The organism is Brevundimonas sp. UBA7534 (assembly GCF_002479325.1).
Taxonomy (GTDB): domain Bacteria; phylum Pseudomonadota; class Alphaproteobacteria; order Caulobacterales; family Caulobacteraceae; genus Brevundimonas.
This window is the reverse complement of the sequence record NZ_DLMO01000134.1, coordinates 1-22675: the sequence shown is the minus strand read 5'-3', so window position 1 is coordinate 22675 and position 22675 is coordinate 1. Positions and strand designations below refer to the sequence as shown.

General features: G+C 69.4%; 23 protein-coding genes, 1 tRNA gene and 2 pseudogenes. 18 read left to right on the top strand and 8 right to left on the bottom strand.

Going from position 1 to position 22675, the window contains the following annotated elements:
* A pseudogene (locus B2U11_RS11240) lies at positions 1–1429 on the bottom strand (hypothetical protein); the annotation flags it as partial.
* A 119-nt stretch (positions 1430–1548) separates the two neighbouring features.
* Here B2U11_RS11240 and B2U11_RS11235 point away from each other — a divergent pair.
* From B2U11_RS11235 to B2U11_RS11165, 15 genes are all read left to right on the top strand, one after another.
* Entirely contained in the window at positions 1549–1932 is a 384-nt protein-coding gene (locus tag B2U11_RS11235) for a DUF983 domain-containing protein (protein WP_292071817.1), read from the top strand.
* A 92-nt stretch (positions 1933–2024) separates the two neighbouring features.
* Complete coding sequence (gene trmB, locus B2U11_RS11230) at positions 2025–2723, top strand: tRNA (guanosine(46)-N7)-methyltransferase TrmB (RefSeq protein WP_292071816.1); 699 nt, start codon at positions 2025–2027, stop codon at positions 2721–2723.
* Positions 2724–2819: 96 nt separating this feature from the next.
* Positions 2820–4793, top strand: a complete 1974-nt coding sequence (locus B2U11_RS11225) for a methyl-accepting chemotaxis protein (RefSeq protein WP_292071815.1) — start codon at positions 2820–2822, stop codon at positions 4791–4793.
* A complete protein-coding gene (locus tag B2U11_RS11220; protein ID WP_292071814.1) occupies positions 4793–5068 on the top strand; it encodes an STAS domain-containing protein in 276 nt (91 codons plus the stop codon). Before B2U11_RS11225 ends, B2U11_RS11220 begins: the two co-directional genes overlap by 1 nt.
* Positions 5065–5430: a response regulator gene (locus B2U11_RS11215; RefSeq protein ID WP_292071813.1), complete on the top strand. Its 366-nt coding sequence runs from the start codon at positions 5065–5067 to the stop codon at positions 5428–5430. The genes B2U11_RS11220 and B2U11_RS11215 overlap by 4 nt, the downstream gene beginning before the upstream one ends.
* Before the next feature lie 27 nt (positions 5431–5457).
* Positions 5458–7638, top strand: coding sequence for a chemotaxis protein CheA (locus tag B2U11_RS11210; protein WP_292071812.1), 2181 nt, complete (start codon positions 5458–5460; stop codon positions 7636–7638).
* A gap of 2 nt (positions 7639–7640) precedes the next feature.
* Positions 7641–8096, top strand: coding sequence for a chemotaxis protein CheW (locus tag B2U11_RS11205; RefSeq protein WP_292071811.1), 456 nt, complete (start codon positions 7641–7643; stop codon positions 8094–8096).
* A complete protein-coding gene (locus tag B2U11_RS11200) occupies positions 8093–8956 on the top strand; it encodes a CheR family methyltransferase (protein WP_292071810.1) in 864 nt (287 codons plus the stop codon). Before B2U11_RS11205 ends, B2U11_RS11200 begins: the two co-directional genes overlap by 4 nt.
* A complete protein-coding gene (locus B2U11_RS11195; protein ID WP_292071809.1) occupies positions 8953–9987 on the top strand; it encodes a protein-glutamate methylesterase/protein-glutamine glutaminase in 1035 nt (344 codons plus the stop codon). The genes B2U11_RS11200 and B2U11_RS11195 overlap by 4 nt, the downstream gene beginning before the upstream one ends.
* A gap of 17 nt (positions 9988–10004) precedes the next feature.
* A complete protein-coding gene (locus tag B2U11_RS11190) occupies positions 10005–10394 on the top strand; it encodes a response regulator (RefSeq protein WP_292071808.1) in 390 nt (129 codons plus the stop codon).
* A complete protein-coding gene (locus B2U11_RS11185) occupies positions 10391–10933 on the top strand; it encodes a chemotaxis protein CheD (RefSeq protein WP_292071807.1) in 543 nt (180 codons plus the stop codon). The genes B2U11_RS11190 and B2U11_RS11185 overlap by 4 nt, the downstream gene beginning before the upstream one ends.
* The gene (locus tag B2U11_RS11180; protein ID WP_292071806.1) at positions 10933–11271 is read left to right on the top strand and encodes a hypothetical protein; all 339 of its coding nucleotides are present in this window, start codon (positions 10933–10935) and stop codon (positions 11269–11271) included. Before B2U11_RS11185 ends, B2U11_RS11180 begins: the two co-directional genes overlap by 1 nt.
* A gap of 1 nt (position 11272) precedes the next feature.
* On the top strand, positions 11273–11860 hold the full coding sequence (locus tag B2U11_RS11175) for a response regulator (protein WP_292071805.1): 588 nt from the start codon (positions 11273–11275) through the stop codon (positions 11858–11860).
* The gene (locus B2U11_RS11170; RefSeq protein WP_292071804.1) at positions 11857–12330 is read left to right on the top strand and encodes a hypothetical protein; all 474 of its coding nucleotides are present in this window, start codon (positions 11857–11859) and stop codon (positions 12328–12330) included. Before B2U11_RS11175 ends, B2U11_RS11170 begins: the two co-directional genes overlap by 4 nt.
* Before the next feature lie 193 nt (positions 12331–12523).
* Positions 12524–12600 (top strand) — tRNA-Arg (locus tag B2U11_RS11165).
* A gap of 2 nt (positions 12601–12602) precedes the next feature.
* On the opposite strand, the pseudogene B2U11_RS11160 reads toward B2U11_RS11165, so the two are convergent.
* A pseudogene (locus B2U11_RS11160) lies at positions 12603–12981 on the bottom strand (IS5 family transposase); the annotation flags it as partial.
* Positions 12982–13452: 471 nt separating this feature from the next.
* Here B2U11_RS11160 and B2U11_RS11155 point away from each other — a divergent pair.
* On the top strand, positions 13453–15954 hold the full coding sequence (locus tag B2U11_RS11155; protein WP_292071803.1) for a TonB-dependent receptor domain-containing protein: 2502 nt from the start codon (positions 13453–13455) through the stop codon (positions 15952–15954).
* Positions 15955–16091: 137 nt separating this feature from the next.
* Positions 16092–16847: a M48 family metallopeptidase gene (locus B2U11_RS11150; RefSeq protein ID WP_292071802.1), complete on the top strand. Its 756-nt coding sequence runs from the start codon at positions 16092–16094 to the stop codon at positions 16845–16847.
* On the opposite strand, the gene B2U11_RS11145 is transcribed toward B2U11_RS11150, so the two are convergent.
* The 6 genes from B2U11_RS11145 to ccmA all read right to left on the bottom strand — a co-directional run bounded on the left by B2U11_RS11145 (position 16848) and on the right by ccmA (position 20132).
* On the bottom strand, positions 16848–17120 hold the full coding sequence (locus B2U11_RS11145; protein WP_292071801.1) for a hypothetical protein: 273 nt from the start codon (positions 17118–17120) through the stop codon (positions 16848–16850).
* 34 nt (positions 17121–17154) lie between these two features.
* On the bottom strand, positions 17155–17721 hold the full coding sequence (locus B2U11_RS11140; RefSeq protein WP_292071800.1) for a DsbE family thiol:disulfide interchange protein: 567 nt from the start codon (positions 17719–17721) through the stop codon (positions 17155–17157).
* On the bottom strand, positions 17718–17981 hold the full coding sequence (ccmD, locus tag B2U11_RS11135) for a heme exporter protein CcmD (RefSeq protein ID WP_292071819.1): 264 nt from the start codon (positions 17979–17981) through the stop codon (positions 17718–17720). Before ccmD ends, B2U11_RS11140 begins: the two co-directional genes overlap by 4 nt.
* A 15-nt stretch (positions 17982–17996) precedes the next feature.
* Entirely contained in the window at positions 17997–18716 is a 720-nt protein-coding gene (ccmC, locus tag B2U11_RS11130) for a heme ABC transporter permease CcmC (protein WP_292071799.1), read from the bottom strand.
* A gap of 76 nt (positions 18717–18792) precedes the next feature.
* Complete coding sequence (gene ccmB / locus B2U11_RS11125) at positions 18793–19482, bottom strand: heme exporter protein CcmB (RefSeq protein ID WP_349680725.1); 690 nt, start codon at positions 19480–19482, stop codon at positions 18793–18795.
* A 26-nt stretch (positions 19483–19508) separates the two neighbouring features.
* Positions 19509–20132 (bottom strand): heme ABC exporter ATP-binding protein CcmA, encoded by a 624-nt coding sequence (ccmA, locus tag B2U11_RS11120; RefSeq protein ID WP_292071798.1) that lies wholly within the window; start codon positions 20130–20132, stop codon positions 19509–19511.
* Positions 20133–20369: 237 nt separating this feature from the next.
* Here ccmA and acnA point away from each other — a divergent pair.
* A partial coding sequence (gene acnA, locus B2U11_RS11115) for an aconitate hydratase AcnA (protein ID WP_292071797.1) occupies positions 20370–22675 on the top strand: 2306 nt, incomplete at its 3' end.

Sequence of the window (22675 nt, the reverse complement as noted above, 5' to 3'; positions counted from 1 at the left end):
CCGCGCCGGAAAAGTCGGCCTGCGCCTCCTCCAGCCGTCCCACGCCGACGCGCGCGACCCCGCGCAGGCCCCGCACCTCTGGTTCGCCCAGCATGTTGGGCGCCTTGTCGACCAGGGCGTCCAGCACCCCGATGGCCTCGTAGTTCAGCCCCGATCCGACCAGGAAGCGCGCCAGGGCCAGCCGCGCCGCGATCGGCGCGCGCGGGTCGCCGTCGGCGGCGATGGTCTCCAGCCCGGCGGCGTCCTGCAGCCGGCGATAACGATCCGAGAACCCCGCCTGGCCCAGTTGCGCCCATTCGTCCAGGATCAGCGCGGGATGCGCGGCCTTGCGCGGGGCGTCGGCGTCGTGGTCGCCCGCCTCCAACAGGGCCGAGGGCGGCGACAAGGTCAGGCCGCGCGGCCGGCTCAGCGTCACCAGATCCCCGGCGGCGTCGATCTTCAGGTCGTCGGTCGGCGTCTCGACCGCCAAGCCCTGGGCGGTCGGCAAAAGAGTCATGTCGACGGTGCGGCGCGGCTGGCCCAGCCCCTTGCCGGGCGCCAGGGCGGTGACGGCGGCGAAGCGGTCTCCGGCCAGCGGGTCGGTCAGCCAGACCGTCTTGGTCGCCCCCGCCATCCGGGCCGTCAGCACTGGGGAGCCGTCGGCCGAACGGTCGATCTCCACCCCTGTCGCGCCCGGCGGCGGCCCGCCCAGGGTCACTGTCCAGGTTCCGCCCTGCCCCTGGGCCGACAGGGCCAGCCCCTCGGGCGCGGACAGGCGAACCACGGTGTAGTCGGGCCCGGCGGCCCAGCGCGCGTCGCGCGCCTGACCCAGGGCCCGCGCCCCGGTCAGGTCCATGCGGGCGGCGGTGTCGAACACGATCCAGACCGCCTCGCCGCGACGGAAGACGGCGGCCCCGACCGGCGCGGCCCACTGGAAGGTCAGCACCGTCTTGTCGTCGCTGGCGACGGCGCGGACCGGCACGGCCGAGTGTTGGGTCGTCGCCCGTTCCGACCGGCTGGGCTCGGGCGCCTTGCCCGGCGCGTAGAGGTTCAGCCACACCGCCCCGTCGGCGACGCCGGACCGCGCCTCCGCGCCCTCGGCCAGGGTGATGATCAGATCCGTGCCGCCGCGCGCCTGGCGCGTCTCGACCCCCGTGACGCCCTGGGGCGGATCCACCCTCAGGCGCGAGACGTCGGGCGCGGCGGTCGTGCCCAGCCGCACCACCACCTTGTCGCCGTCGCGCCGGACCTGGCTGCGCACGCCGATGACGCCGCCGAACTCCAGTCGGGTGAACTCGTTGGATTGGCCGATGTCGATAGACAGCGGATAAACGCCCCGCGAACGCGCTTCCTGGGCCAGGGGCGCCAGGGGGGCGAACGCGACGGCGCCGGCCGCGGCGGCGGCCACGGTCGTGTTCAGAATGCGTTTGCTGGCCAGGGCCCCGGACATATCTCCCAAGCCCTTGCCCGAAAGCCCTTTAATCGCGGTTAACCGCCGTTCATCGTAGAGTTACGCATAGGACCGTTCGTCCTAGCGACATTCGCCGCGTTTCGGCGCAGGATGGCCCCATGCAGACATCCCGCCTCAGCACCCTGAAGACCGGCCTGGCCTGCCGCTGCCCGCGCTGCGGCAAGGGACCGCTGTTCAAGGGCTATCTGTCGCTGCGCGAAAGCTGCCCGGACTGCGGCCTGGACTACGGATTCGCCGACCCGGCGGACGGCCCGGCCTTCTTCGTCATGTCCGGCGCCGGGCTGATCGGCATGATCTTCATGATGGCGTTCGAGTTCACCGTCCATCCGCCGATCTGGGTCCATGCGGTCGTCACCCTGCCGCTGCTGGTGGGGCTGTGCCTGGGATGCCTTCGCCCATTCAAGGCCTGGCTGGTCGCCGAGCAATACGTTCACAAGGCCGCCGAGCCGACGTTCGAAAGCGTGGGCAAGCACGGCGACTGAAACGGCCGGCCGGTTGACACGGGCGCGCAAACCCTGTGTCAGGCGCGCTCAGATCCAGGCCTCGTCCGACGGGGCGCCGCTCGCCGAAATCCGTGTCCGAACCCGAAAACCCCCATATCGACCGCCCCTTGCGGTCCTTCGGCCGCATCAAGGCCCGTCCGATCAAGCCCCGCCAGGCGGCTCTGATGGACACGCTGCTGCCGGCCGTCGCCGTGCCCGACCCCAAGGCGGGGCCGCTGGATCCCCAGGCCCTGGCGCCCGAGGCGTCCGAGATCTGGCTTGAGATCGGCTTCGGCGGGGGCGAGCACATGGCCGCCCAGGCCGCCCGCCGGCCCGACGTGCTGGTGATCGGCTGCGAACCCTTCCTGAACGGCGTCGCCTCGGCCCTGCGCCACATCGACGAAGGGGGACTGAAGAACGTCCGCATCCACGCCGACGACGCGCGCGACGTGGTCGACGCCCTGCCAGACGCCTCGGTCGATCGGGTGCTGATCCTGTTCCCCGACCCCTGGCACAAGGCCCGCCACAACAAGCGCCGCCTGCTGCAGGACGAGACGGCCCAGGCCTTCGCCCGCATCCTGAAGCCCGGAGGGACCCTCCGTTTCGTCACAGACTGGCTGGACTACGCCGAATGGGCGCTGGAGCGGCTGGAGCGCACGCCCGGCCTCGACCGCATCGGCCCGGCGGACCAGGACTGGTTCGTCCCCCCCGCCGACCACGTCGTCACCCGCTACGAGGAAAAGAAGCTGGGCGACACCGCCCCGGTCTTCCTCGAATACCGACGGCTGTGACCGCGCGTCGCAGTAATCCTACGTAATGGCCTTTTTGACGACTGGTTAACGCGCAGCGGCGATCCTGATCCCATCAATCGGGGCCGGAACGCTTTCATGAAGTCTCTGTCGATCGGCGGCCGCATCAACCTGCTGGCCATCGTGACCCTGGCGGGTCTCCTGCTGGTGACGGGGCTGGCGCTGTTGCGGCTGGACGCCGTGATGCGCGACGGCATCGCCGACCGCACCCGAAAGACAGTCGAGGTGGCCGAGAGCCTGGTCGCCCACTATCACGGCGAGGAACAGGCCGGCCGCCTGAGCCGCGACCAGGCCCAGGCCGAGGCGCTGAAGACCCTGTCGGCCCTGCGCTACGGCCAGGACGACTATTTCTGGGTCAACGACATGCATCCCACCATGCTGATGCATCCGTTCAAGCCCGAACTGGACGGGACCGACATCAGCGACAGCAAGGACGCCAACGGCGTGCTGATGTTCCGCGAGATGGTCGCGGTGGTGCGCCGCGACGGCGCGGGCTTCGTCGCCTACGACTGGGCCAAGCCCGGCCAGCAGCGGCCCTCGCCCAAGATCTCCTACGTCAAGGGCTTCGCGCCCTGGGGCTGGGTCATCGGCTCGGGCGTCTATACCGATCAGATCGCCGCGGCCGTGGGCAAGGCGGCGCTGACGCTGGGTCTGATGGCCCTGCTGGTGGCGCTGGGCGTCGGCGCGGCGGGCTGGCTGATCGGCCGCTCGGTGTCGCGTCCCGTGACCGCCCTGGCGGCGCGGATGCGAAGCCTGGCGGGCGGCGACCGCGCCTCGGCCATTCCGGGCCTGGGCCGCCGCGACGAGGTCGGCGCCATGGCCGGGGCGCTGGAGCATTTCCGCGAGGCGGCCGTGCAGAAGGATCGGCTGGAATCCGAAGCTGTGGCTCAGCGTTCGCTTTCCGAACAGGAGCGGGCGGCCAACGAGGCGGAGAAGGCCCGGGCGGCCGAGGAGGACCGGATCGCCATATCCGCTCTGGCCGAAGGGCTGTCGGCCATGGCCAACGGCGACCTGACGCATCGCTTCACCACGCCGGTGGCGCCCAAGGCCGAACAGCTGAAGGCGGACTTCAACTCGGCCATCGCCCAGCTTCAGCAGGCGGTGTCGGTGGTGGTGTCCAACGTCTCGGCGATCCGTTCGGGCGCCGGCGAGATCTCGCAGGCCGCCGACGACCTGTCGCGCCGCACCGAACAGCAGGCGGCCAGCCTGGAAGAGACCGCCGCCGCCCTGGACCAGATCACCGCCACGGTGAACAAGACCGCCTCGGGCGCGCGTCAGGCCTCCGACGTGGTCCAGGCGGCGCGCGGCGACGCCGAGACCTCGGGCGTGATCGTGCGCGACGCGGTCCAGGCCATGACAGAGATCGAGCAGTCCTCGGCCCAGATCAACCAGATCATCGGCGTGATCGACGAGATCGCCTTCCAGACCAATCTGCTGGCGCTGAACGCCGGCGTCGAGGCGGCCCGCGCGGGCGAGGCCGGTCGCGGCTTCGCCGTGGTGGCGTCGGAAGTCCGGGCCCTGGCCCAGCGCTCGGCCGAGGCCGCCAAGGAGATCAAGACGCTGATCTCGGCCTCGACCGGCCAGGTCGGCTCGGGCGTCAAGCTGGTGGGCCAGACCGGCGAGGCGCTGCAGCGGATCGTCGACCGGGTGGCCGAAATCGACGGCCTGGTCAGCGAGATCGCCGCCTCGGCCCAGGAACAGGCCGTCGGCCTGGCCCAGGTCAATACGGCGGTGAACCAGATGGACCAGGTCACGCAGCAGAACGCGGCCATGGTCGAGCAGTCGACCGCCGCCAGCCACTCCCTGGCCCAGGAGGCCGAGGCGCTGCAGGCCTCGGTGGCCCGGTTCCGCGTCGGCGAGACGGCGCAGGCCCCAGCTCAGGCCGCGCGTCCCGTCGCCAGAACCGCCGCCTCCGCGCCGGCCGCTCCGGCCCGCCCGGCCGAGCCCGCCCGCTCCGGCCGCGTGATCCAGGCCCTCAAGACCCTGGGTCGCGGCGGCGCCGCCCCCCGCATCGACAACGCCGCCGTCGAAGACGGTTGGGAGGAGTTCTGATGACCGCGTCGCTCACGCTTGCGCCGGTTCTGGACCTGAAAGCGGCCGAACCGCTGAAGGCCGAACTGCTGGCGTATCGCGGCGCGGACCTGACGATCGACGGCGCGTCCGTCGATCGGCTGGGCGGGCTGTGCCTGCAGGTGCTGCTGTCGGCGCGCCGCACCTGGCAGGCCGACGGCGTCAACCTGAGGTTAGGGTCTGTGTCGCAATCTTTCGTCGACCAATGGGCCGCGTTCGGCGCGCCCGCGTTCAACACCGAGGGGGGGCTGGCGTGAGCAAGACCGTTCTGACCGTCGACGATTCCCGCACCATGCGCGACATGCTGCTGCTGGCGCTGCAGGACGCGGGCTATACCGTGATCCAGGCCGTGGACGGCGTGGACGGGCTGGAGACCCTGGCGGCTAAGGGCGCCGACGTGGTCATCACCGACATCAACATGCCGCGCATGGACGGCTTCGGCTTCATCGAGGGGATGCGCGCCGATCCGAACCACCGGACGACGCCCGTGCTGGTGCTGACGACCGAGAGCGACGCCGACAAGAAGGCGCGCGCGCGCGCCGCCGGCGCCACCGGCTGGATCGTCAAGCCCTTCGACCCGGTCAAGCTGGTCGACGCCGTTCGCCGCGTGGCGGCCTAACCTCAGAGATCGGTCGGACCGCGCCTCATGGATGCCTTCGAAGCCATCAAGGCCACCTTCTTCCAGGAATGCGACGAACTGCTCGCGGACCTGGAACAGAAGCTGATGCTGCTGGAGCAGGGTCAGACGGACCTGGAGACGATCAACGCCGTGTTCCGGGCCGTGCATTCGGTCAAGGGCGGCGCGGGGGCGTTCGGCCTGGACGACCTGGTGCGTTTCGCCCACGTCTTCGAGACGCTGATGGACGAGCTGCGCGCCGGGCGCAAACCATGCGACCCGGTCACGATCAAGACGTTGCTGCGCGCCTCGGACGTGCTGGCCGACCATGTGCAGGCCGCGCAAGGCCTGGCGGCGCCCGTGGATCAGGCCCGTTCCGCCGCCTTGGTGGCCGAGATGGAGCAACTGACGCACGGCGGCGCGGCGCCGGCCCCGGCGACGGACGACGAAGACGACGATTTCGACTTCACCCCGATGGCGTTCGACATGCCCCAGGACGCGCCGCCGTCGACCGAACCGGCGGCCGGTTGGCGCATCGTGTTCAGGCCGCATGGGCGCATGTACGCCAGCGCCAATGAAGCCGCCCTGCTGCTGCGAGAACTGGCGCGCCTGGGGCCGACCGTGGTGTCCGTGGACGAGGGCGACCTGCCGACATTGGACGCCCTGGTCGTCGAGGAAGGCTGGCTGACCTGGACGGTGGAACTGAACGCCGCGGTGGACGAGGCCGCGGTGCGCGAGGTGTTCGACTTCGTCGAGGCCGACTGCGAACTGAGCATCACCCCGTTGGGAGAGCTCGAGGGCCAGCCGGACGTCGGCTTCCTTGACGAGCCGCCGGCCATCGTCCCCGCTGCCGACGATCTGGACATCGCCGCCCTGCTGGCCAAGGCCCAGGCCTCGGCCCCTGTCGACGCGGCGCCGCAACCTGCGTCACAACCAGCGCCCGAGGCGATGCCTGTTCCCGCGCCGGCTCCGGCCGCCGCCCAATCCTCGGCCGCCGCTCCCACGGCGCCCGCGCCGGTCACGATTCGCGTCGATCTGGACCGGGTGGACCGCCTGATCAACGCCGTCGGCGAACTGGTTATCCAGCAGGCCATGCTGTCCCAGCGCGTGCTGGAAAGCGGTCTGGCGCGCTCGTCCGGCGTGGCGCTGGGTCTGGAAGACCTGGAACTGCTCACGCGCGAAATCCAGGACAGCGTCATGGCCATCCGGGCCCAGCCCGTGAAGTCGGTGTTCCAGCGGATGCCGCGCCTGGTGCGCGAAGTGGCCGACATGACCGCCAAACAGGTCCGCCTGGTCACGACGGGCGAGGACACCGAGGTCGACAAGACCGTGGTGGAACGCCTGGCCGAACCGATCACCCACATGCTTCGAAACGCCATCGACCACGGTTTGGAGACGCCCGAGGAGCGTATGGCCGCCGGCAAGCCGGCCGAGGGCACGGTGCGGCTGGCGGCTTTGCATCGCTCGGGTCGGATCGTCATCGAGATCGCCGACGACGGCAGGGGCATCAACCGAGAGCGGGTGCGCCAGATCGCGACCGACAAGGGATTGATCGCGCCCGACGCCGTGCTCAGCGACGATCAGGTCGACAATCTGATCTTCCTGCCCGGCTTCTCCACCGCCTCCGTGGTGTCTGACATCTCCGGTCGGGGCGTGGGCATGGACGTGGTCAAGCGCTCGATCCAGGCCCTGGGCGGCCGCATCTCGATCAGCTCGGTTCCCGGCAAGGGCTCGACCTTCACCCTCAGCCTGCCGCTGACGTTGGCGGTGCTGGACGGCATGGTGACGACCGCGGCCGACCAGACGCTGATCGCCCCGCTGCCGGCCATCGTCGAGAGCCTGACGCCGCAGCCGGCCGACATCCACTATGTCGGCGGGATCGACCCGGTGATCCGGTTCCGCGACGCCTTCGTGCCTTTGGTCGACGTGGCGGTGGCGATGGGCTTCAGCGAGACGCCGATGGATCCGACCCAGGGGATCGCCGTCATCGTCGAGACCGAGTCCGGCCAGCGCGCCGCCCTGCTGCTGGACGCCATCCAGGGCCAGCGCCAGGTCGTCATCAAGAGCCTGGAATCCAACTACCAGCAGGTGGAGGGCGTCGCCGCCGCCACCATCCTGGGCGACGGCCGGGTCGCCCTGATCCTGGATGTCGACGCCCTGGTCGCCATCCGCCGCACCGGCGCCCGTTCCGAACTGAAGCTCGCGAGCTGATCATGACCGAAGCCAACGACACCCAACGCGAACTGATCGCCTTTCGTATCGGCGCCCAGGAGTTCTGCGTCGACATCATGTCGGTGCGCGAAATCCGGGGCTGGACCCCGGCGACGCCGCTGCCGCGATCGCCCGGCTACATGAAGGGCGTGATCAACCTGCGCGGCACCGTGCTGCCGATCATTGATCTGGGCGCCCGGTTCGGCCTGCCCACGACCGAACCGACAGCGCGCCACGTCATCATGGTGGCCCACATCGGCGGGCGCACCGTCGGTCTGCTGGTCGACGCCGTCTCCGACATTCTGCAGATGAACGACGCCGCCGTTCAGGCCACGCCCGACGTGGCCAGCGAACACGTCAAGTCCTTCGTCAAGGGCATCTTCTCGATCGACGGCCGCATGATCAGCCTGATCGAACTGGACCATGTCCTGCCGGAACGCGAGGCCGAAGCCGCATGACGCCCGCCGCCGGGCGGGGGGCCCTGGTCGAAGGCGAGTTCGCCTTCACCGCGGAGGATTTCCGCCAGATCGCCCAGATGCTGCACGCCCACGCGGGCATCGCCCTGAACGAGGGCAAGGCCGCGCTGGTCTATTCGCGTCTGGCCAAGCGTCTGCGGACGCTGGGTCTGCGCAGCTTCCGCGAATACTGCGCCCTGGTGGAAGGCGTGGACGGGCTGGACGAGCGCCAAGCGATGACGGCGGCCCTGACCACCAACGTCACCCGCTTCTATCGCGAGCCGCATCACTTCGACGATCTGCGCGAGCGCGTCATGCCGGCGCTGGCGGAGCGCGCGCGGGCCGGCGGGCGGGTGCGGCTGTGGTCGGCGGCGTGCTCCAACGGGCAGGAGCCCTATTCGATGGCGCTGACCGTCCTGTCGGTCCTGCCCGAAGCGGCGGATCTGGACGTGCGCATCCTGGCGACCGACATCGATCCCAACATGGTCGCCCAGGGCCACGCCGGGATCTACTCCGAAGAGGCGCTGGAACCTGCGCCGGCCACGCTGTGGCGAAAGTATTTCGACCGGGCGGACCGGGGCCAATGGGTCGCGGGCGCGCAACTGAAGCGGCTGACGGCCTTCCGCGAGCTGAACCTGATCGGCGACTGGCCGATGCGCGGCCGCTTCGACGTCATCTTCTGCCGCAACGTGGTGATCTATTTCGACGACGCGACCCAGGAGCGGGTGTGGAGCCGTTTCACCCCGATCATGACGCCGGGCGCCACCCTGTACATCGGCCATTCCGAGCGGGTCAGCGGGCCCGCCGCGGCGCAACTGCACACCGCCGGCCTGACGACCTATCGCCTGGGAGGCCGCCCATGACGGTGAAGGTCCTGGTCGTCGACGACAGCCTGACGATGCGCAACCTGATCTCCGCGGCCCTGCGCACGGACCCGCAGATCGAGGTGGTGGGCGCCGCCGCCGATCCGATCGAGGCGCGCGCCGCGATCAAGGCGCTGAACCCCGACGTCCTGACGCTGGACGTCGAGATGCCCAACATGAACGGGCTGGAGTTCCTGGAAAAGATCATGCGGCTGCGGCCCATGCCGGTGGTCATGGTGTCGACCCTGACGGCGGTGGGCGCCGACGTGACCCTTGCGGCGCTGGAGATCGGCGCGGTGGACGCCGTGGCCAAGCCGGCCTCCGCCACGCCCGAGGCCTTCCACGACCTGATCGGCAAGGTGAAGACCGCCGCCCGTTCGCGCGTGCGGGCCAGGGGAGACGCCCCCGCCGCCGAGGGCGCCCCCAGCGCCTATCGCGCCGACCCGCGCCACGTCCTGGCCATCGGCTCGTCGACCGGCGGTGTCGAGGCGCTGCTGACCGTGCTCGGCGGCTTCCCCGCCGATTGTCCGGCCACGGTCGTCACCCAGCATATGCCCGCTACCTTTACGGCCAGCTTCGCCGCTCGGCTGGACCGCGTGTGCGCCCCCGTGGTCGCCGAAGCGCAGGATGGCGCGCCGCTGCAGCCGGGCCACGTCTATATCGCCCCCGGCGGGGTCGCCCACCTGGAGGTCGCGCCGGGCCTGACGCCGCGCTGTCGCCTGACGGCCGGCGAGCCCGTCAACGGCCATCGCCCCTCGGTCGACGTGATGTTTCAGTCGGTCGCCGGCCTGGGCCGGCCGATGACCGGGGTGATCCTGACCGGCATGGGCAAGGACGGCGCGCGCGGCCTGCTGGCCATGCGCGAGGCCGGCGCTCGCACCCTGGGGCAGGACGACGCCACCAGCGTGGTCTACGGCATGCCCCGGGCCGCCTACGAACTGGGCGGCGTCGAGCGGCAACTGCCGCTGCACCGCCTGTCCTCCGCCATTCTTGAGCTGTGCGCCGATCCGGCCGCACGGTCCGTCGCCTGATTTCGGGAGCGTAGTCCATGCCCGCCGCCGCCTCACTTCACTGTCTGGTCGTCGATGACCAGATGACGATGCGCTCCCTGGTCCGGACCAGTCTGCAGCAACTGGGCGTGCGCGAGATCCGCGAGGCCGCCGACGGCGAGATCGCCCTGCGCGAACTGGTCGCCAAGCCCGCGCACCTGGTCATCTCGGACTACAACATGCCCAATCTGGATGGGCTGGGCCTGCTGCGCGCGGTGCGCGCGCACCCGCCGACGTCCAAGACCGCCTTCATCATGCTGACCGGCCGCGCCGACCGCGAGCTGGTGCAGCGCGCCGTCCAGTTCGGCGTCAACAACTACCTGGTCAAGCCTTTCACCGTGGCCCAGCTGAAGGGCAAGCTGGAAGCCGTCTTCGGCGCCCTGACATGAGTTTCGCCGCCCTGAGAGAGAGCGTGGAAAAGCGCGTTCACGTCGGTCAGGGCGAGCACCATGTCACGTCCGATCCCAATGTCGTTCTTAGCACCATCCTGGGGTCCTGCGTGGCCATGTGTCTGCGAGACCCCTACGTCGGGGTAGGCGGCATGAACCACTTCCTTTTGCCGGAAGGGGCAGGGGCGGGAACCGACGCGGGCCGTCGTTACGGCGCCTATGCGATGGAGCTTCTGATCAACGACGTGCTGAAAGCCGGCGGCCGGCGAGACCGTCTCCAGGCCAAGCTGTTTGGCGGGGGCCGCATGTTCGACAGTCTGCGCGACGTGGGCCGCGCCAACGCCGATTTCGCCGAACGCTTCCTGCGCGACGAGGGCATTCCGGTGGTCGGCGGCAGCCTGCGCGGCGACGGCGGGCGGCGCTTGCACTACTGGCCCGTCAGCGGCCGCGCCCTGCAACGCGCCGTGACCGACACCGTCGCCCCGCGCCCGGCGCCCGTCGCGCCGCCGGTGGAGACCGGCGCGCTGGAGCTGTTCTGATGCGCTCGCCGCCCGAACACGGCTGGCTGCTGGGCGCCTTGTCCGCAGAAATGGACCGAACCCGAGAGGGCCTGGGGCGCGTCGAGGCGCTGGTCGCGCGGCTGGCCCCGCACGCGCCAGATGCGGACCGTCGCCAGACGGCCGTGGAGGCCCAGGAGCTCGATGTCCTGTCCCAGACCCTCGCCGCCGTTTCGACGGTGCTGACGCGGCTGGGCGACGGCGCTTCGACGCAACAGGCGCTGGCCGGGCTGCCGCTTTCCGACCTGGTCCGCCGACTGGATCCGACGCCCGACGAACCGAGCGAGCCGGCGTCGTCGGGGGACGTGCAACTGTTCTGACATGAGCGCCGACAGGATCAATCTGTCCCAGACGACGGTGATGCTGGTCGACGACCAGCCAGCCTCGCTGGAACTGCTCGCCTCGGTGGTTCAGGGCTTCGGCGTCAAGGAGCAGGTGAAGTGCACGTCGGCCAGGGAGGCCGTCAATACGCTGCAGCGACGGCAGGTCGACCTCATCCTGGTCGATTGCATCATGCCGGAGATGGACGGTTACGATTTCGTGCGATGGCTCCGACGCGAGGCGCCCAATGCGGTGCGATACACCCCCGCCATCCTGATCCTGGGCCATGCCGCCCAATCCCGGGTCGAAGGCGGCCGTGACGCCGGGGCCAGCTTCATCCTGGCCAAGCCCCTGACGCCGGGCGTTCTGTTGAAGCGCATCCAGTGGCTGGGGACCGAGGAGCGCGCCTTCGTCGACTCCGACGTCTACATCGGCCCGGATCGCCGGGTTCGCTGCTATGGCCCCCCGCCCGGCCTGGACGGCCGGCGCGACGGCGACCTGACGGGGGACCTGGGCGACCCCGTCGGCGCCAATATGGACCAATCGGAGATCGACATGATGATGAAGCCCGCGCGGATCAGCCTGTGACCGCCGCTCCCGCCCGGCCGACCCGGATCCGCAAGGTGGCGACGTCGCTGCAATACAAGATGTCTCGTCCGGGCGGAGCGACCGCCGCGGAACTGCTGGCGCGGGCCCAGGCCAACCTTGATCAGCAACGGGACCACGCGCTCGGCCTTCTGGCGGGCGATGTGAATCGTCTGGCGGCGCTGTGTGAAGCGCGTGCGCCGGGAAGCGAAGCTCAGGTTTACTCCCTGTGCTCCGCGCTGGTGGACGTCGCGGGCCTACTGTCCATCGATCCCTTCTACGAAGCCGCCTACAGCCTGTGCGAGACGGCCAGCCGGATGGAGGCCGCCGGAACCTGGCGCTGGCCGGCGGTCGAGGTGCACGTCCGCGCTCTGTCCCTCATTCTGTTGGAACCCGCCGTGCGTTCGCCAGCGGCGGCGCGGCTTCTGGACGGCCTCAAGGCCGTGCGGGACCACGCCGGCCGCGCCAGTTAACGACGGTTCACTTTCGGCGGAACAGGGGCGAAACGAATCAGGACCGAATCAGCGACATGCGCCGATTCGATCTTTGTTCACCGCGACATCTTGTGGCTGGACGGCGCTCGGACACAAGCCATCTGACCGAAATGCGGGCCGGGCTGCGACAACCCTTTACCCCGCACGCCGCCACGGCTAGGTGCGTGCCCGTGGCCCCGTAGCTCAGCTGCATAGAGCAAGGCTTTCCTAAAGCCGAGGTCGGAGGTTGGAGTCCTCCCGGGGTCGCCATATTTTGTGTTCATGCCGCCCTTCGTGCGTCCGATCAGCCGCCCAAGGTCCCCTTTTTCACCCGCAGGCTCGAAGCCGTGCGGTGCGCCTTGAGATAGGTCGCATCGATCATGACGGCGCGGCGTTCGGTCTGGGCCCCGGACAGGCCCTCCATCATCCGGATGAAGACACCAGCCTCGCTCCAACGCTTCCAGCGATTGTAGAGGGTCTTGTGCGGCCCATAGGCCGCCGGCGCATCCCGCCAGCGCAGGCCGTTGCGGTTCACAAAGATGATCCCGCTCAGCACCCGGCGGTCATCCACCCGAGGCTTGCCGTGGCTCTTGGGACATAGGGCTCCAGCCGAGCCATCTGCTCGTCCGTCAGCCAATACAGCTCACTCATATCCAGACTCATCAGGAGCCTGAATCAGATCGCGCGCCTCCCATCAATGGGTCCTGAGCCTAGGACGCCGACGAGGACGATGACGAGAGCCAGACTATGCAAGCATTCCTCTTCCGCCGAGTCTAACAGGGAACCGAGCTTTTTGTGCCGGGACTATTTGCGAGGATTCGGACAGCGAGCGCTTGAGCCTGCCCGCGCAAATCGGGAACCGAGGTCATCTCCCAGAAGGTGCGCGGGCCAAGGGACCGATGACGTGGAGGTCTGGCGAAGGGACGCCCGACGGCGCCAGGGCGCCCTTGCCATCAACCTGAAAACCCAGACCCATGGGGTCGGGCCCCGCGAAGCCCTTATCCAATAGATCACGAATCAAAGGGCCCCGGCTATCGGCTATCCGCCCAGCGGGCCCGTGCAGTTGATGACGGCGTCGAAGCGCTGCGTGACGGCGCGTCGTCGGTTTACGGTTCGGACGCCGTGGCCGGCGTGGTCAACATCCAGACCCGTCAGGGCTTCGAGGGCCTGACCCTGGAAGGCCAGGTGAACGCCCCGACCGAGGCCAACGGCAACGGCGGCTCGACCCGCCTGTCGGTCGTCGCCGGCGCCAAGGGCGACCGCTGGCGCGCCGCCGGTTCGGTGGAGCGCTACGAGCGCGACGAACTGACCCTGCGCGATCGCGAATTCACGCGCTGCCAGACGGACGGCTACATCGACCGGGCTACCGGCGGATCGCTCGATTTCGTCGATCCTATTACCGGCAAGCCGAAATGCTATCCGATCACCGACACCGGCTCGAATGGCGTGACGATTAACACGATCGCCGCTGGCGTCGAGGGTCCGCTGAACGCGCGCGGCCAGCGGACCTTCGTCGGCGTGGGCGGTCAGGGCGCGGCCGGTTCGGTCGGCTCGACCTTCAACCGCTGGCGTCCGAACTCGGCCGTCGATACCGGCGTGGTCGGCTTCGAGGGCGTCGGCGGCGGCGCCAACGATGTCAACGTCCGTGACACATTCGAAGACCGGATGCTGAACGAGTCGCTGATCTCGCCGGTCGAGATCACCACGATATACGGCGAAGCGGCCTATCAACTGAACGCCTTGGGCAATGCCGAAATCTACGGCGAATTCTTGCTGAACAATCGCAAGTCCTCCCAGACGGGCTATCGCCAGCTTGCGCTCGACTACGCCAAGGGCAGCCCGCTGATCCCCGACAATCTGGCCTTCAGCACGGCCATGACCGATCAGGGGCTGAACAAGGGCGCAGACGTGGGCGTACGCGCCTTCATCGGCTTCGGCAATGATCACTCGACCCAGGAGCAGCGCTTCAACCGCAACGTCGTCGGCATCAAGGGCGACTTCTTGATCCCCGAATGGCGCTACGACCTGTCGGCCAGCTATTCGAAGTCGCGTTCGGAATATACCAGCGAACAGTTCCTGACGGACCGTCTGATCGAAAGCTTGGATGTCGTCGAAATTGCGCCGGGCCAGTTCCAGTGCGCCCAGCTAGCGTCTAACCCCGGGTGCGTGGCCGCTCCGGCGCTGAGCAGCCAGGTCATTGGCGGTCAACTGCCGCAGGCGTGGGTCGATTACGTTTTCCGTCCGGTCAAGGGCGTGACCGAGTACGAAGAAAAGATCGTCAGCTTGGGTCTGGACGGTCCGCTGTTCGAATTGCCGGCGGGCCGCGTGATGGGCTTCTTCGGTTTGGAGTGGCGGGACGCCCAGATCGACGACACTCCCGGTCTCGATTCCCAGAACGACAACACCTACAACTTCTCCAGCTCCGCCATCACACGCGGTTCGGACTCGGTGTGGGAAGCTTTCGCCGAAGTCGAGGCGCCGATCTTGCGCGATATGCCCTTCGCCCATGATCTGACCCTGAACGGTTCGTTCCGTTACACGGACTATGATTCGTACGGCGATGACACGACTTACAAAATCGGTCTGGTCTACTCACCGGTCGAGATGCTGACGCTGCGCGGCACCTACGGCACCTCGTACCGCGCGCCGGCCCTGTTCGAGCAGTTCGTCGGCGCCACTACCGGCTTCCTGTCCAATACCAACGATCGCTGCAACGAATACGGTCGTCCCAACGTCAACCCCAACCGCGTCGCTAACTGCGCTGCCGAAGGCCTGGCGCCGGACCACTACAATCTGAGCAGCATCCGGGTGGTTACTCTGGGCGGTGCGGAGGCCGGCTTGGAGGCTGAGACGTCGACCAACATGACGGTCGGCGCCGTCCTCCAGCCGCCGATGCCGTCCGGCTGGGGCGATCTGGCTTTCGCGGTCGATTACTATGAGATCGAGGTCAAGAACGGCGTTTCGCAGTACGGCGCGGGGAACATCCTGACACGTTGCTACGATTCCGACCCGGCGGACTTCGCCGCCGACGTCGGTTTCTGCGCCTTGGTGTCCCGTGACCCGACCAACAGCCAGCTCACGGTCCAGAACGGCTATGTCAACTTGGCGACAGATATCGTGAAGGGTCTGGACTACACTGTGCGTTATCGCAACGACGTCGGTCCCGGGTCGGTTCTGTTCAACTTGGCTCTGACGCAATACACGGAAATCTCGAACAAGCTGTTCGACGAGGATCCGCTGGAAGACTACAAGGGGCAGATCAACAATCCCGAGTTCACTGGCACGGCGGATGTCTCCTATGCTTGGGACCAATGGCGCGTGCGCTATGGGGTCGAGTGGATCCAGGGCACGGATAGCTACGACTATCTGGGTGTCAGCCCCTCGGACGCCGATCCGTCGACCGCCATGTACGACTTCGAGGTCGGCGACTACTGGCTGCACAACGCCTCGGTCCAATATACGACCGGCGGCTGGACCGCGACCGCCGGCGTGCGCAACATCTTCAACGAAGAGCCGCCCACCATCTCGTCGGGCTATTACAACCGGGTCGGCAACGCCCCGCTGTATTCGGGTTACGACTATCTGGGCCGCACGGCCTTCATCAACCTGACCAAGTCCTTCTAAGGACGACCGTCGGAACGACAGATCGGGGCGGCGGGCGAAAGTCCGCCGCCCTTTTTCTTTGCGCGCCCGACCGTCTGGAACCTCTCGGCCGGCGGCGTCATTGTGAACCTTACGCCACAGCTTCAGGAAGGATCGTCATGTCCCGTTCGCGCCGCCTCGTCCCCGCCTTCGCCGCCCTGGTCGCCGCCTCGGCCCTGGGGGCGTGCGCCTATAACGAGGCGCTGGGGCGCAACCAGCTGCTGCTGGTCGACAACGCCGCCCTGTCGCAGCAGTCGAACGCGGCCTGGCGCGAGGCGGTGGCCAAGCCGGGCGTGCTGACCTCCGGCGCCCAGGTGGAGCGTGTCCGGCGCGTCGGCGGCCCGCTGGTCCAGGCCGCGGGCCTGGGCGGCCGGACCTGGGAATACGCCGTCTTCCCGGAAGAGAGCCCCAACGCTTTCACCCTGCCGTCCGGCCAGATCGGGGTGACGACGGGCCTCCTCAACCTGGTCCGCAACGACGATCAGCTGGCCAGCGTCATCGGCCACGAGATCGGCCATATCGTGGGCGGCCACGCCGCCGAGCGGGCTTCGAACCAGGCGCTGACCTCGGTGGGCCTGGCGGCGGCGCAGGGCGTGGCGGGACGCTATGGCGACGCGGTCGGGGCCTATGGCGGTCTGGCGGCCCAGTACGGGGTGCTGCTGCCCTATTCGCGCCGCGACGAGCTGGAGGCCGACCGTCTGGGCGTCGACTATATGGCGGCCGCCGGCTTCAAGCCGTCCGAGGCCATCGCCCTGTGGCGGCTGATGGCGGCGCAGCGCCAGACGGCCACGCCGCAGTTCGCCTCGACCCACCCGTCGGACGACACCCGCATCCAGGCGCTGCAGCAGTATATCGCCAGCCGCGGCTGGAACTGATCAGATCCGAATGTCCAGCAGCGAGCCGGGCCGCAGCAGGCGGGTCGGCTCGGCGCCCGGCTGGGACGCGTTCTGGGACGCGCCCTGAGAGGTCTGGACCGGGCGCACGGCGGGGGACGTCGGGGCCGGCGCAGAGGCTGCGCGCGGCTGCGCGGCCGGGCTGGCCGCCTCCATCGCGGCGCGGAAGAAGGCGGACTGGGCCTGTCGCGCGCGGCCGCCCTCGCCGGGGACGGGCAGGGTCGTCGCAGGAAGGCCGGGGCGAATCGCGCTCATGGTCGAAGGGTTAACGCATTCCGTCGAAAAACGGTTAACGGCTTGTGGCGGTCGGGGCCGGGCGCGGCGGCGCCTGCATCGAGGCGACCAGTCGGTCCAGGTCGGCGTCGTCCAGCAGCGGGCCGGACTGTTTGGCGGTGACCCGGCCCAGGGCGTCCACGGCGAAGGTCTCGGGCACGCCGGAAATGCCCAGGTCCAGCCCGGCGCGGCCCTCGCGGTCCACCAGGACCATCGTGAAGGGGTCGCCCAGTTCGTCCAGGAAGGCGCGGGTGGCGACCGGCTCGTCCTTGTAGGCGATCCCGACCACGGCCACGCCGCGCCGCTTCAGCTCCAGCAGCCTGGGGTGCTCGATCCGGCATGGGGCGCACCATGAGGCGAAGACGTTGACGATCATCGGCCGCCCCACGCCGGCGGTCTTCAGGTCCAACTGGCCCGGCCCCTCGCGGTCGCCCGTCAGCATCGGCAACACCGTCTCGGGGATCGGCTGGCCGACCAGGGCGTCGGGCTTGAACGCCGGGTCGCGCTTCAGCGACCAGCCGACGAACAGCGCCGCCAGCGCCGCCAGCACCACCAGCGGCAGAAGCGCCAGCCAGCGGGTCATTCTTTTGGCCCTACCGCGCTTCGCGCTGCTTGAGGGCTGTCTTTTCGCCCTACCGCGCTTTGCGCTGCTTGAGGGCTTTCCTTTGGCGCTACCGCGCTTCGCGCTGCTTGAGCGCCGTCCCTCGGTCCTGCCGCCCCTTCCAGCCGATCCAGTTCGCGCTTCCATCTGCGGCCGGCGATCAGGGCGCGGGCGGTCAGGGCGGCCAGAACCAGCGCGCTGACGCCCCAGGCGGGCCAGACGAAGGCGGCGTAGGGGCTCATGTCCAGATCGAGCATTCAGGCCTCCAGCGCCCGGCGCGCGCGCAGGGTCACGACCCGGCGGCGGCGCACCTCGGCGCGGATCGCGCTCAGCCACAGCGCCGAGAACAGCACGCCGTAGGCCGCCAGCATGGTCAGAAAGGCCGGCACATAGGCCGGGTCCAGCCCCGACGAGCCGGGGCTCAGGAAGCTGGCGGGCTGGTGCAGGGTGTTCCACCAGTCGACCGAGAATTTGACGATCGGCAGATTGACCAGGCCGACCAGCCCCAGCACCGCCGCCGCCCGCGCCGCCTTCTGCTCGTCGTCGATCGAGGCCCGCAGCGCCATGTAGCCCAGATAGAACAGGAACAGCACCAGCACGCTGGTCAGGCGCGCGTCCCACACCCACCACGTCCCCCACATCGGCTGGCCCCACAACGAGCCGGTGACCAGCGCCAGTCCCGTCAGCGCCGCGCCGGGCAGGGCGGCCGCCCGCGCGGCGGCGTCGGCCAGGGCGTGGCGGAACACCAGGGCGAAGAAGCTGGCGACGCCCAGCGCCCCGTAGGCGCCCAGCCCCCAGACCGCCGCGGGCACGTGCACGAACATGATCCGCACCGTGTCGCCCTGCTGATAGTCGGCGGGGACGGAAAAGCTCAGCCACGTCCCGACCGCCAGCAGCACGGCCGCCGCCGCCCACAGAACGGGCGTCAGCGGGCCGGTGAACGCCATGAAGCGCTGCGGATTGGACAGGCCGAACATGGTCCCAGCGCTTACGCGGCGGCGCGGCGGCGGGCAAGCGGTTCGCCCGAGCCGGGCTCGACTTCAGCCCTGATCCTTAGCCCTGGGCGTTGCGGACGGCGGCGGCCCCGGCGAAGGGGGTCAGGACGGCGGCGAACAGGACATAGGCCGACAGCAGGGCCAGGGCCGGGGCGGGCGACTGGCCCGCCGCCGCCCGCTCCAGCGCGCCGGCGCCGAACACCACCGGCGGAATGAACAGCGGCAGGATCACCACGGCGATCAGCAGGCCGCCGCGCCGCGCGCCCAGGGCCACGGCCGCGCCCAGCGCTCCGGTCAGGGCGAACCCCAGGCCGCCGATCACCGCCCCCAGGGCGGCCAGCGGCGTCAGGCCGGCGGGCAGGCCCAGCGCCAGGGCCGCGATCGGCGCCGTCAGCGCCAGCGGCAGGCCGACGGCGACCCACTGGGCCACGGCCTTGATCAGGACCACCGCCGCCATCGGCAGATGGCCGACCGCCAGCAGGTCCAGCGCCCCGTCCTCCAGGTCGCGCTCGAACAGCCGCTCCAGCGACAGCAGCGAGGCCAAGGCCAGGCCCAGCCAGGCCACCCCGCCCGCGACCGGCCTCAACGTCCGGGGATCGCCGCCCGCCGCCAGCGGCAGCAGCACCGTCAGGCACAGCAGGAAGCCGCAGGCCAGCAGCGGCCCCCCGCCGCCGTTCCAGGCCAGGTCCAGCTCCCGCTCCAGCAGCACGCGCGTCGCGCCCCGCAGGCCGGGCGGGCGCGGCTCCACGCCCTCGGGATCGCGTGGGCCGAACCTCACGCCAGCCCCCCCAGGTCCAGGGATTGCGCGGGGATCGGCAGGGGGTCGTGGACGGCGGCCAGGATCAGGCCGTCGGCCTCCAGGTGGCGTTTCATGCAGGCGGCGAAGGCCTCGCGCCAGCGCGCGTCCAGCGGCGCCATCGGCTCGTCCAGCAGCCACAGGGCGCGCGGCGACCCGACCAGCCGGCCCATCGCCAGCCGGCGCCTCTGGCCCGCCGACAGCCGCCGCACCTCCAGGTCCAGCAGGGGCTTCAGGCCGAAGGCCTCGACCGCCTCGTCGACCCCGTCCTGGGTGTGGCCCAGCCAGTCGCACTGGAAGCCCAGTTCCTGGCGCGCGGTGCGGCCGGTCTTCAGCCCGTCCTGGTGGCCCAGCAGATGGGTCTCGCGCCCGCGCGCCTCGACCGGGTCGAGCGGATTGCCGTCGCCGTCGTGGAAGGCGATCTCGCCCGCCTCGGGCCGGATCAGGCCGGCGACGGCGCGCAGCAGGCTGGTCTTGCCCGCCCCGTTGGCGCCGGTCAGCACCGCCGCCTCCCCCGCCTTCAGACCAAAGTCGAGGTCCCGGAACAGCACCCGCTCGCCACGCGCCACCGACAGGCCGGACAGGGACAGGGCGTGGATCATGACGTGTGAATCTCGCTTCCCCCGCGGGGCAGGGCGAAATCCGGCGCGTTTTGCGAACCCTTCTCAATGTCCATGCCGAGGGTGTGGACACATGGACCCGGCCGTCTGGCGGGGCTATATGCGCCAACGCCGTAGCCGGCTTTCGCGGCGCGCGGCGGGGACCTGTGCGCCCCGTCGTCCAGCGCGCGAAGGGGCGAACCGAATTGTCGGGCGGTGCTGACCAGAGGAACACTCTCCATGCCGTCGATCGACAGCCTCAAGACCCGCCAGGACCTTTCCGTCGGGCGCAAGAAGTACGCCTATTACAGCCTTCCCGCCGCCGAGGAAGCCGGTCTGGCCGGTATTTCGCGCCTGCCGCGCTCGATGAAGGTGCTGCTGGAGAACCTGCTGCGCAACGAGGACGGCGTCTCCGTCACCGAGGAAGACCTGAAGGCCGTCGCCGCCTGGGTCGAGAACAAGGGCTCGGTCGAGCACGAGATCGCCTTCCGCCCCGCCCGCGTCCTGATGCAGGACTTCACCGGCGTTCCCGCCGTGGTCGACCTGGCCGCCATGCGCGACGCCATGTCCTCGCTGGGCGCCGACGCCGCCAAGATCAACCCGCTGGTCCCCGTCGACCTGGTCATCGACCACTCGGTCATGGTCGACCACTTCGGCACGCCCAAGGCCTTCGGCCAGAACGTCGAGCGCGAGTACGAGCGCAACATCGAGCGCTACAACTTCCTGCGCTGGGGCTCGTCGGCGTTCAACAACTTCCGCGTCGTGCCCCCCGGCACCGGCATCTGCCACCAGGTCAACCTGGAGAACCTGGCCCAGACCGTCTGGACCCTGGACGAAGGCAAGAAGACCGTCGCCTATCCCGACACCGTCGTCGGCACCGACAGCCACACCACCATGATCAACGGCCTGGCCGTGCTGGGCTGGGGCGTCGGCGGCATCGAGGCCGAGGCCGCCATGCTGGGCCAGCCGATCCCGATGCTGATCCCCGAGGTTATCGGCTTCAAGCTGACCGGCCGCCTGCCCGAAGGCGCCACCGCCACCGACCTGGTGCTGACCGTCACCCAGATGCTGCGCAAGAAGGGCGTGGTCGGCAAGTTCGTGGAATTCTTCGGCGACGCCCTGCCGAACATGACCATCGAGGACCAGGCCACCATCGCCAACATGGCCCCGGAGTACGGCGCCACCTGCGGCTTCTTCCCCGTCTCGGCCGCCACCATCGGCTATCTGACCGCCACGGGCCGCGACAAGGCGCGCGTCGCCCTGGTCGAAGCCTACGCCAAGGCCCAAGGCCTGTGGATCGACGAGACCTCGGAAGACCCGGTCTTCACCGACGTGCTGGAACTGGACATCTCGACCGTCGTGCCGTCGCTGGCCGGTCCGAAGCGTCCGCAGGACCGGGTCGAGCTGACCAACGCCGCCCCGGCCTTCGAAACCGCCCTGGTCGAGACCTTCAGCCGTCCGTCCGACGCCGCGCGCGCGGCCGTCGAGGGCGAGAAGTTCACCGTCGGCGACGGCGACGTGGTCATCGCCGCCATCACCTCCTGCACCAACACCTCCAACCCGTCGGTGCTGATCGCCGCCGGCCTGGTGGCGCGCAAGGCGCACGCCCTGGGCCTGAAGGCCAAGCCGTGGGTCAAGACCTCGCTGGCCCCCGGCTCTCAGGTCGTCACCGACTATCTGACCGACGCCGGCCTGCAGAAGGATTTGGACGCCCTGGGTTTCAACCTGGTCGGCTACGGCTGCACCACCTGCATCGGCAACTCGGGCCCGCTGGATCCGGCCATCTCCAAGGCCATCAACGACAACGCCCTGGTCGCCACCTCGGTCCTGTCGGGCAACCGCAACTTCGAGGGCCGGGTGAACCCGGACGTCCAGGCCAACTACCTGGCCTCGCCGCCGCTGGTCGTCGCCTACGCCATCGCCGGCTCGATGCGGATCGACATCACCAAGGATCCGATCGGCCAGGACAAGAAGGGCAATGACGTCTTCCTGAAGGACATCTGGCCCACCGCCCAGGAAGTCGCCGACATCCAGCGCAAGTCCGTCACCCCGGCCATGTTCGCCAAGCGCTACAAGGACGTCTTCAAGGGCGACAAGCACTGGCAGGCGATCAAGGTCACCGGCGGCCAGACCTACGAGTGGGACGACAAGTCCACCTACGTCCAGAACCCGCCCTACTTCGAGGGCCTGACGATGCAGTCCGCGCCGGTCCAGGACATCGTCGAGGCGCGCGTCCTGGCCATCTTCGGCGACTCGATCACCACCGACCACATCTCGCCGGCCGGTTCGATCAAGAAGACCTCGCCCGCGGGCGTCTATCTGACCAACCACGGCGTCGAGGCGTCGGAGTTCAACTCCTACGGCGCGCGTCGCGGCAACCACGAAGTCATGATGCGCGGCACCTTCGCCAACATCCGCATCAAGAACCGCATCACCCCCGACATCGAGGGCGGCGTGACCAAGCACTTCCCGTCGGGCGACGTCATGTCGATCTACGACGCGGCCATGCGCTACCAGTCGGAAGGCCGTCCGCTGGTCGTCTTCGC

What these genes read in the sequence shown, in the direction of transcription:
- B2U11_RS11235 (WP_292071817.1), top strand. Translation starts at nt 1,549, where the DNA reads ATGCAGACATCCCGCCTCAGCACCCTGAAGACCGGCCTGGCCTGCCGC.
- B2U11_RS11225 (WP_292071815.1), top strand. Translation starts at nt 2,820, where the DNA reads ATGAAGTCTCTGTCGATCGGCGGCCGCATCAACCTGCTGGCCATCGTG.
- B2U11_RS11220 (WP_292071814.1), top strand. Translation starts at nt 4,793, where the DNA reads ATGACCGCGTCGCTCACGCTTGCGCCGGTTCTGGACCTGAAAGCGGCC.
- B2U11_RS11210 (WP_292071812.1), top strand. Translation starts at nt 5,458, where the DNA reads ATGGATGCCTTCGAAGCCATCAAGGCCACCTTCTTCCAGGAATGCGAC.
- B2U11_RS11205 (WP_292071811.1), top strand. Translation starts at nt 7,641, where the DNA reads ATGACCGAAGCCAACGACACCCAACGCGAACTGATCGCCTTTCGTATC.
- B2U11_RS11200 (WP_292071810.1), top strand. Translation starts at nt 8,093, where the DNA reads ATGACGCCCGCCGCCGGGCGGGGGGCCCTGGTCGAAGGCGAGTTCGCC.
- B2U11_RS11195 (WP_292071809.1), top strand. Translation starts at nt 8,953, where the DNA reads ATGACGGTGAAGGTCCTGGTCGTCGACGACAGCCTGACGATGCGCAAC.
- B2U11_RS11190 (WP_292071808.1), top strand. Translation starts at nt 10,005, where the DNA reads ATGCCCGCCGCCGCCTCACTTCACTGTCTGGTCGTCGATGACCAGATG.
- B2U11_RS11185 (WP_292071807.1), top strand. Translation starts at nt 10,391, where the DNA reads ATGAGTTTCGCCGCCCTGAGAGAGAGCGTGGAAAAGCGCGTTCACGTC.
- B2U11_RS11180 (WP_292071806.1), top strand. Translation starts at nt 10,933, where the DNA reads ATGCGCTCGCCGCCCGAACACGGCTGGCTGCTGGGCGCCTTGTCCGCA.
- B2U11_RS11175 (WP_292071805.1), top strand. Translation starts at nt 11,273, where the DNA reads ATGAGCGCCGACAGGATCAATCTGTCCCAGACGACGGTGATGCTGGTC.
- B2U11_RS11150 (WP_292071802.1), top strand. Translation starts at nt 16,092, where the DNA reads ATGTCCCGTTCGCGCCGCCTCGTCCCCGCCTTCGCCGCCCTGGTCGCC.
- B2U11_RS11145 (WP_292071801.1), bottom strand. Translation starts at nt 17,120, where the DNA reads ATGAGCGCGATTCGCCCCGGCCTTCCTGCGACGACCCTGCCCGTCCCC.
- B2U11_RS11140 (WP_292071800.1), bottom strand. Translation starts at nt 17,721, where the DNA reads ATGACCCGCTGGCTGGCGCTTCTGCCGCTGGTGGTGCTGGCGGCGCTG.
- ccmD (WP_292071819.1), bottom strand. Translation starts at nt 17,981, where the DNA reads ATGAGCCCCTACGCCGCCTTCGTCTGGCCCGCCTGGGGCGTCAGCGCG.
- ccmC (WP_292071799.1), bottom strand. Translation starts at nt 18,716, where the DNA reads ATGTTCGGCCTGTCCAATCCGCAGCGCTTCATGGCGTTCACCGGCCCG.
- ccmA (WP_292071798.1), bottom strand. Translation starts at nt 20,132, where the DNA reads ATGATCCACGCCCTGTCCCTGTCCGGCCTGTCGGTGGCGCGTGGCGAG.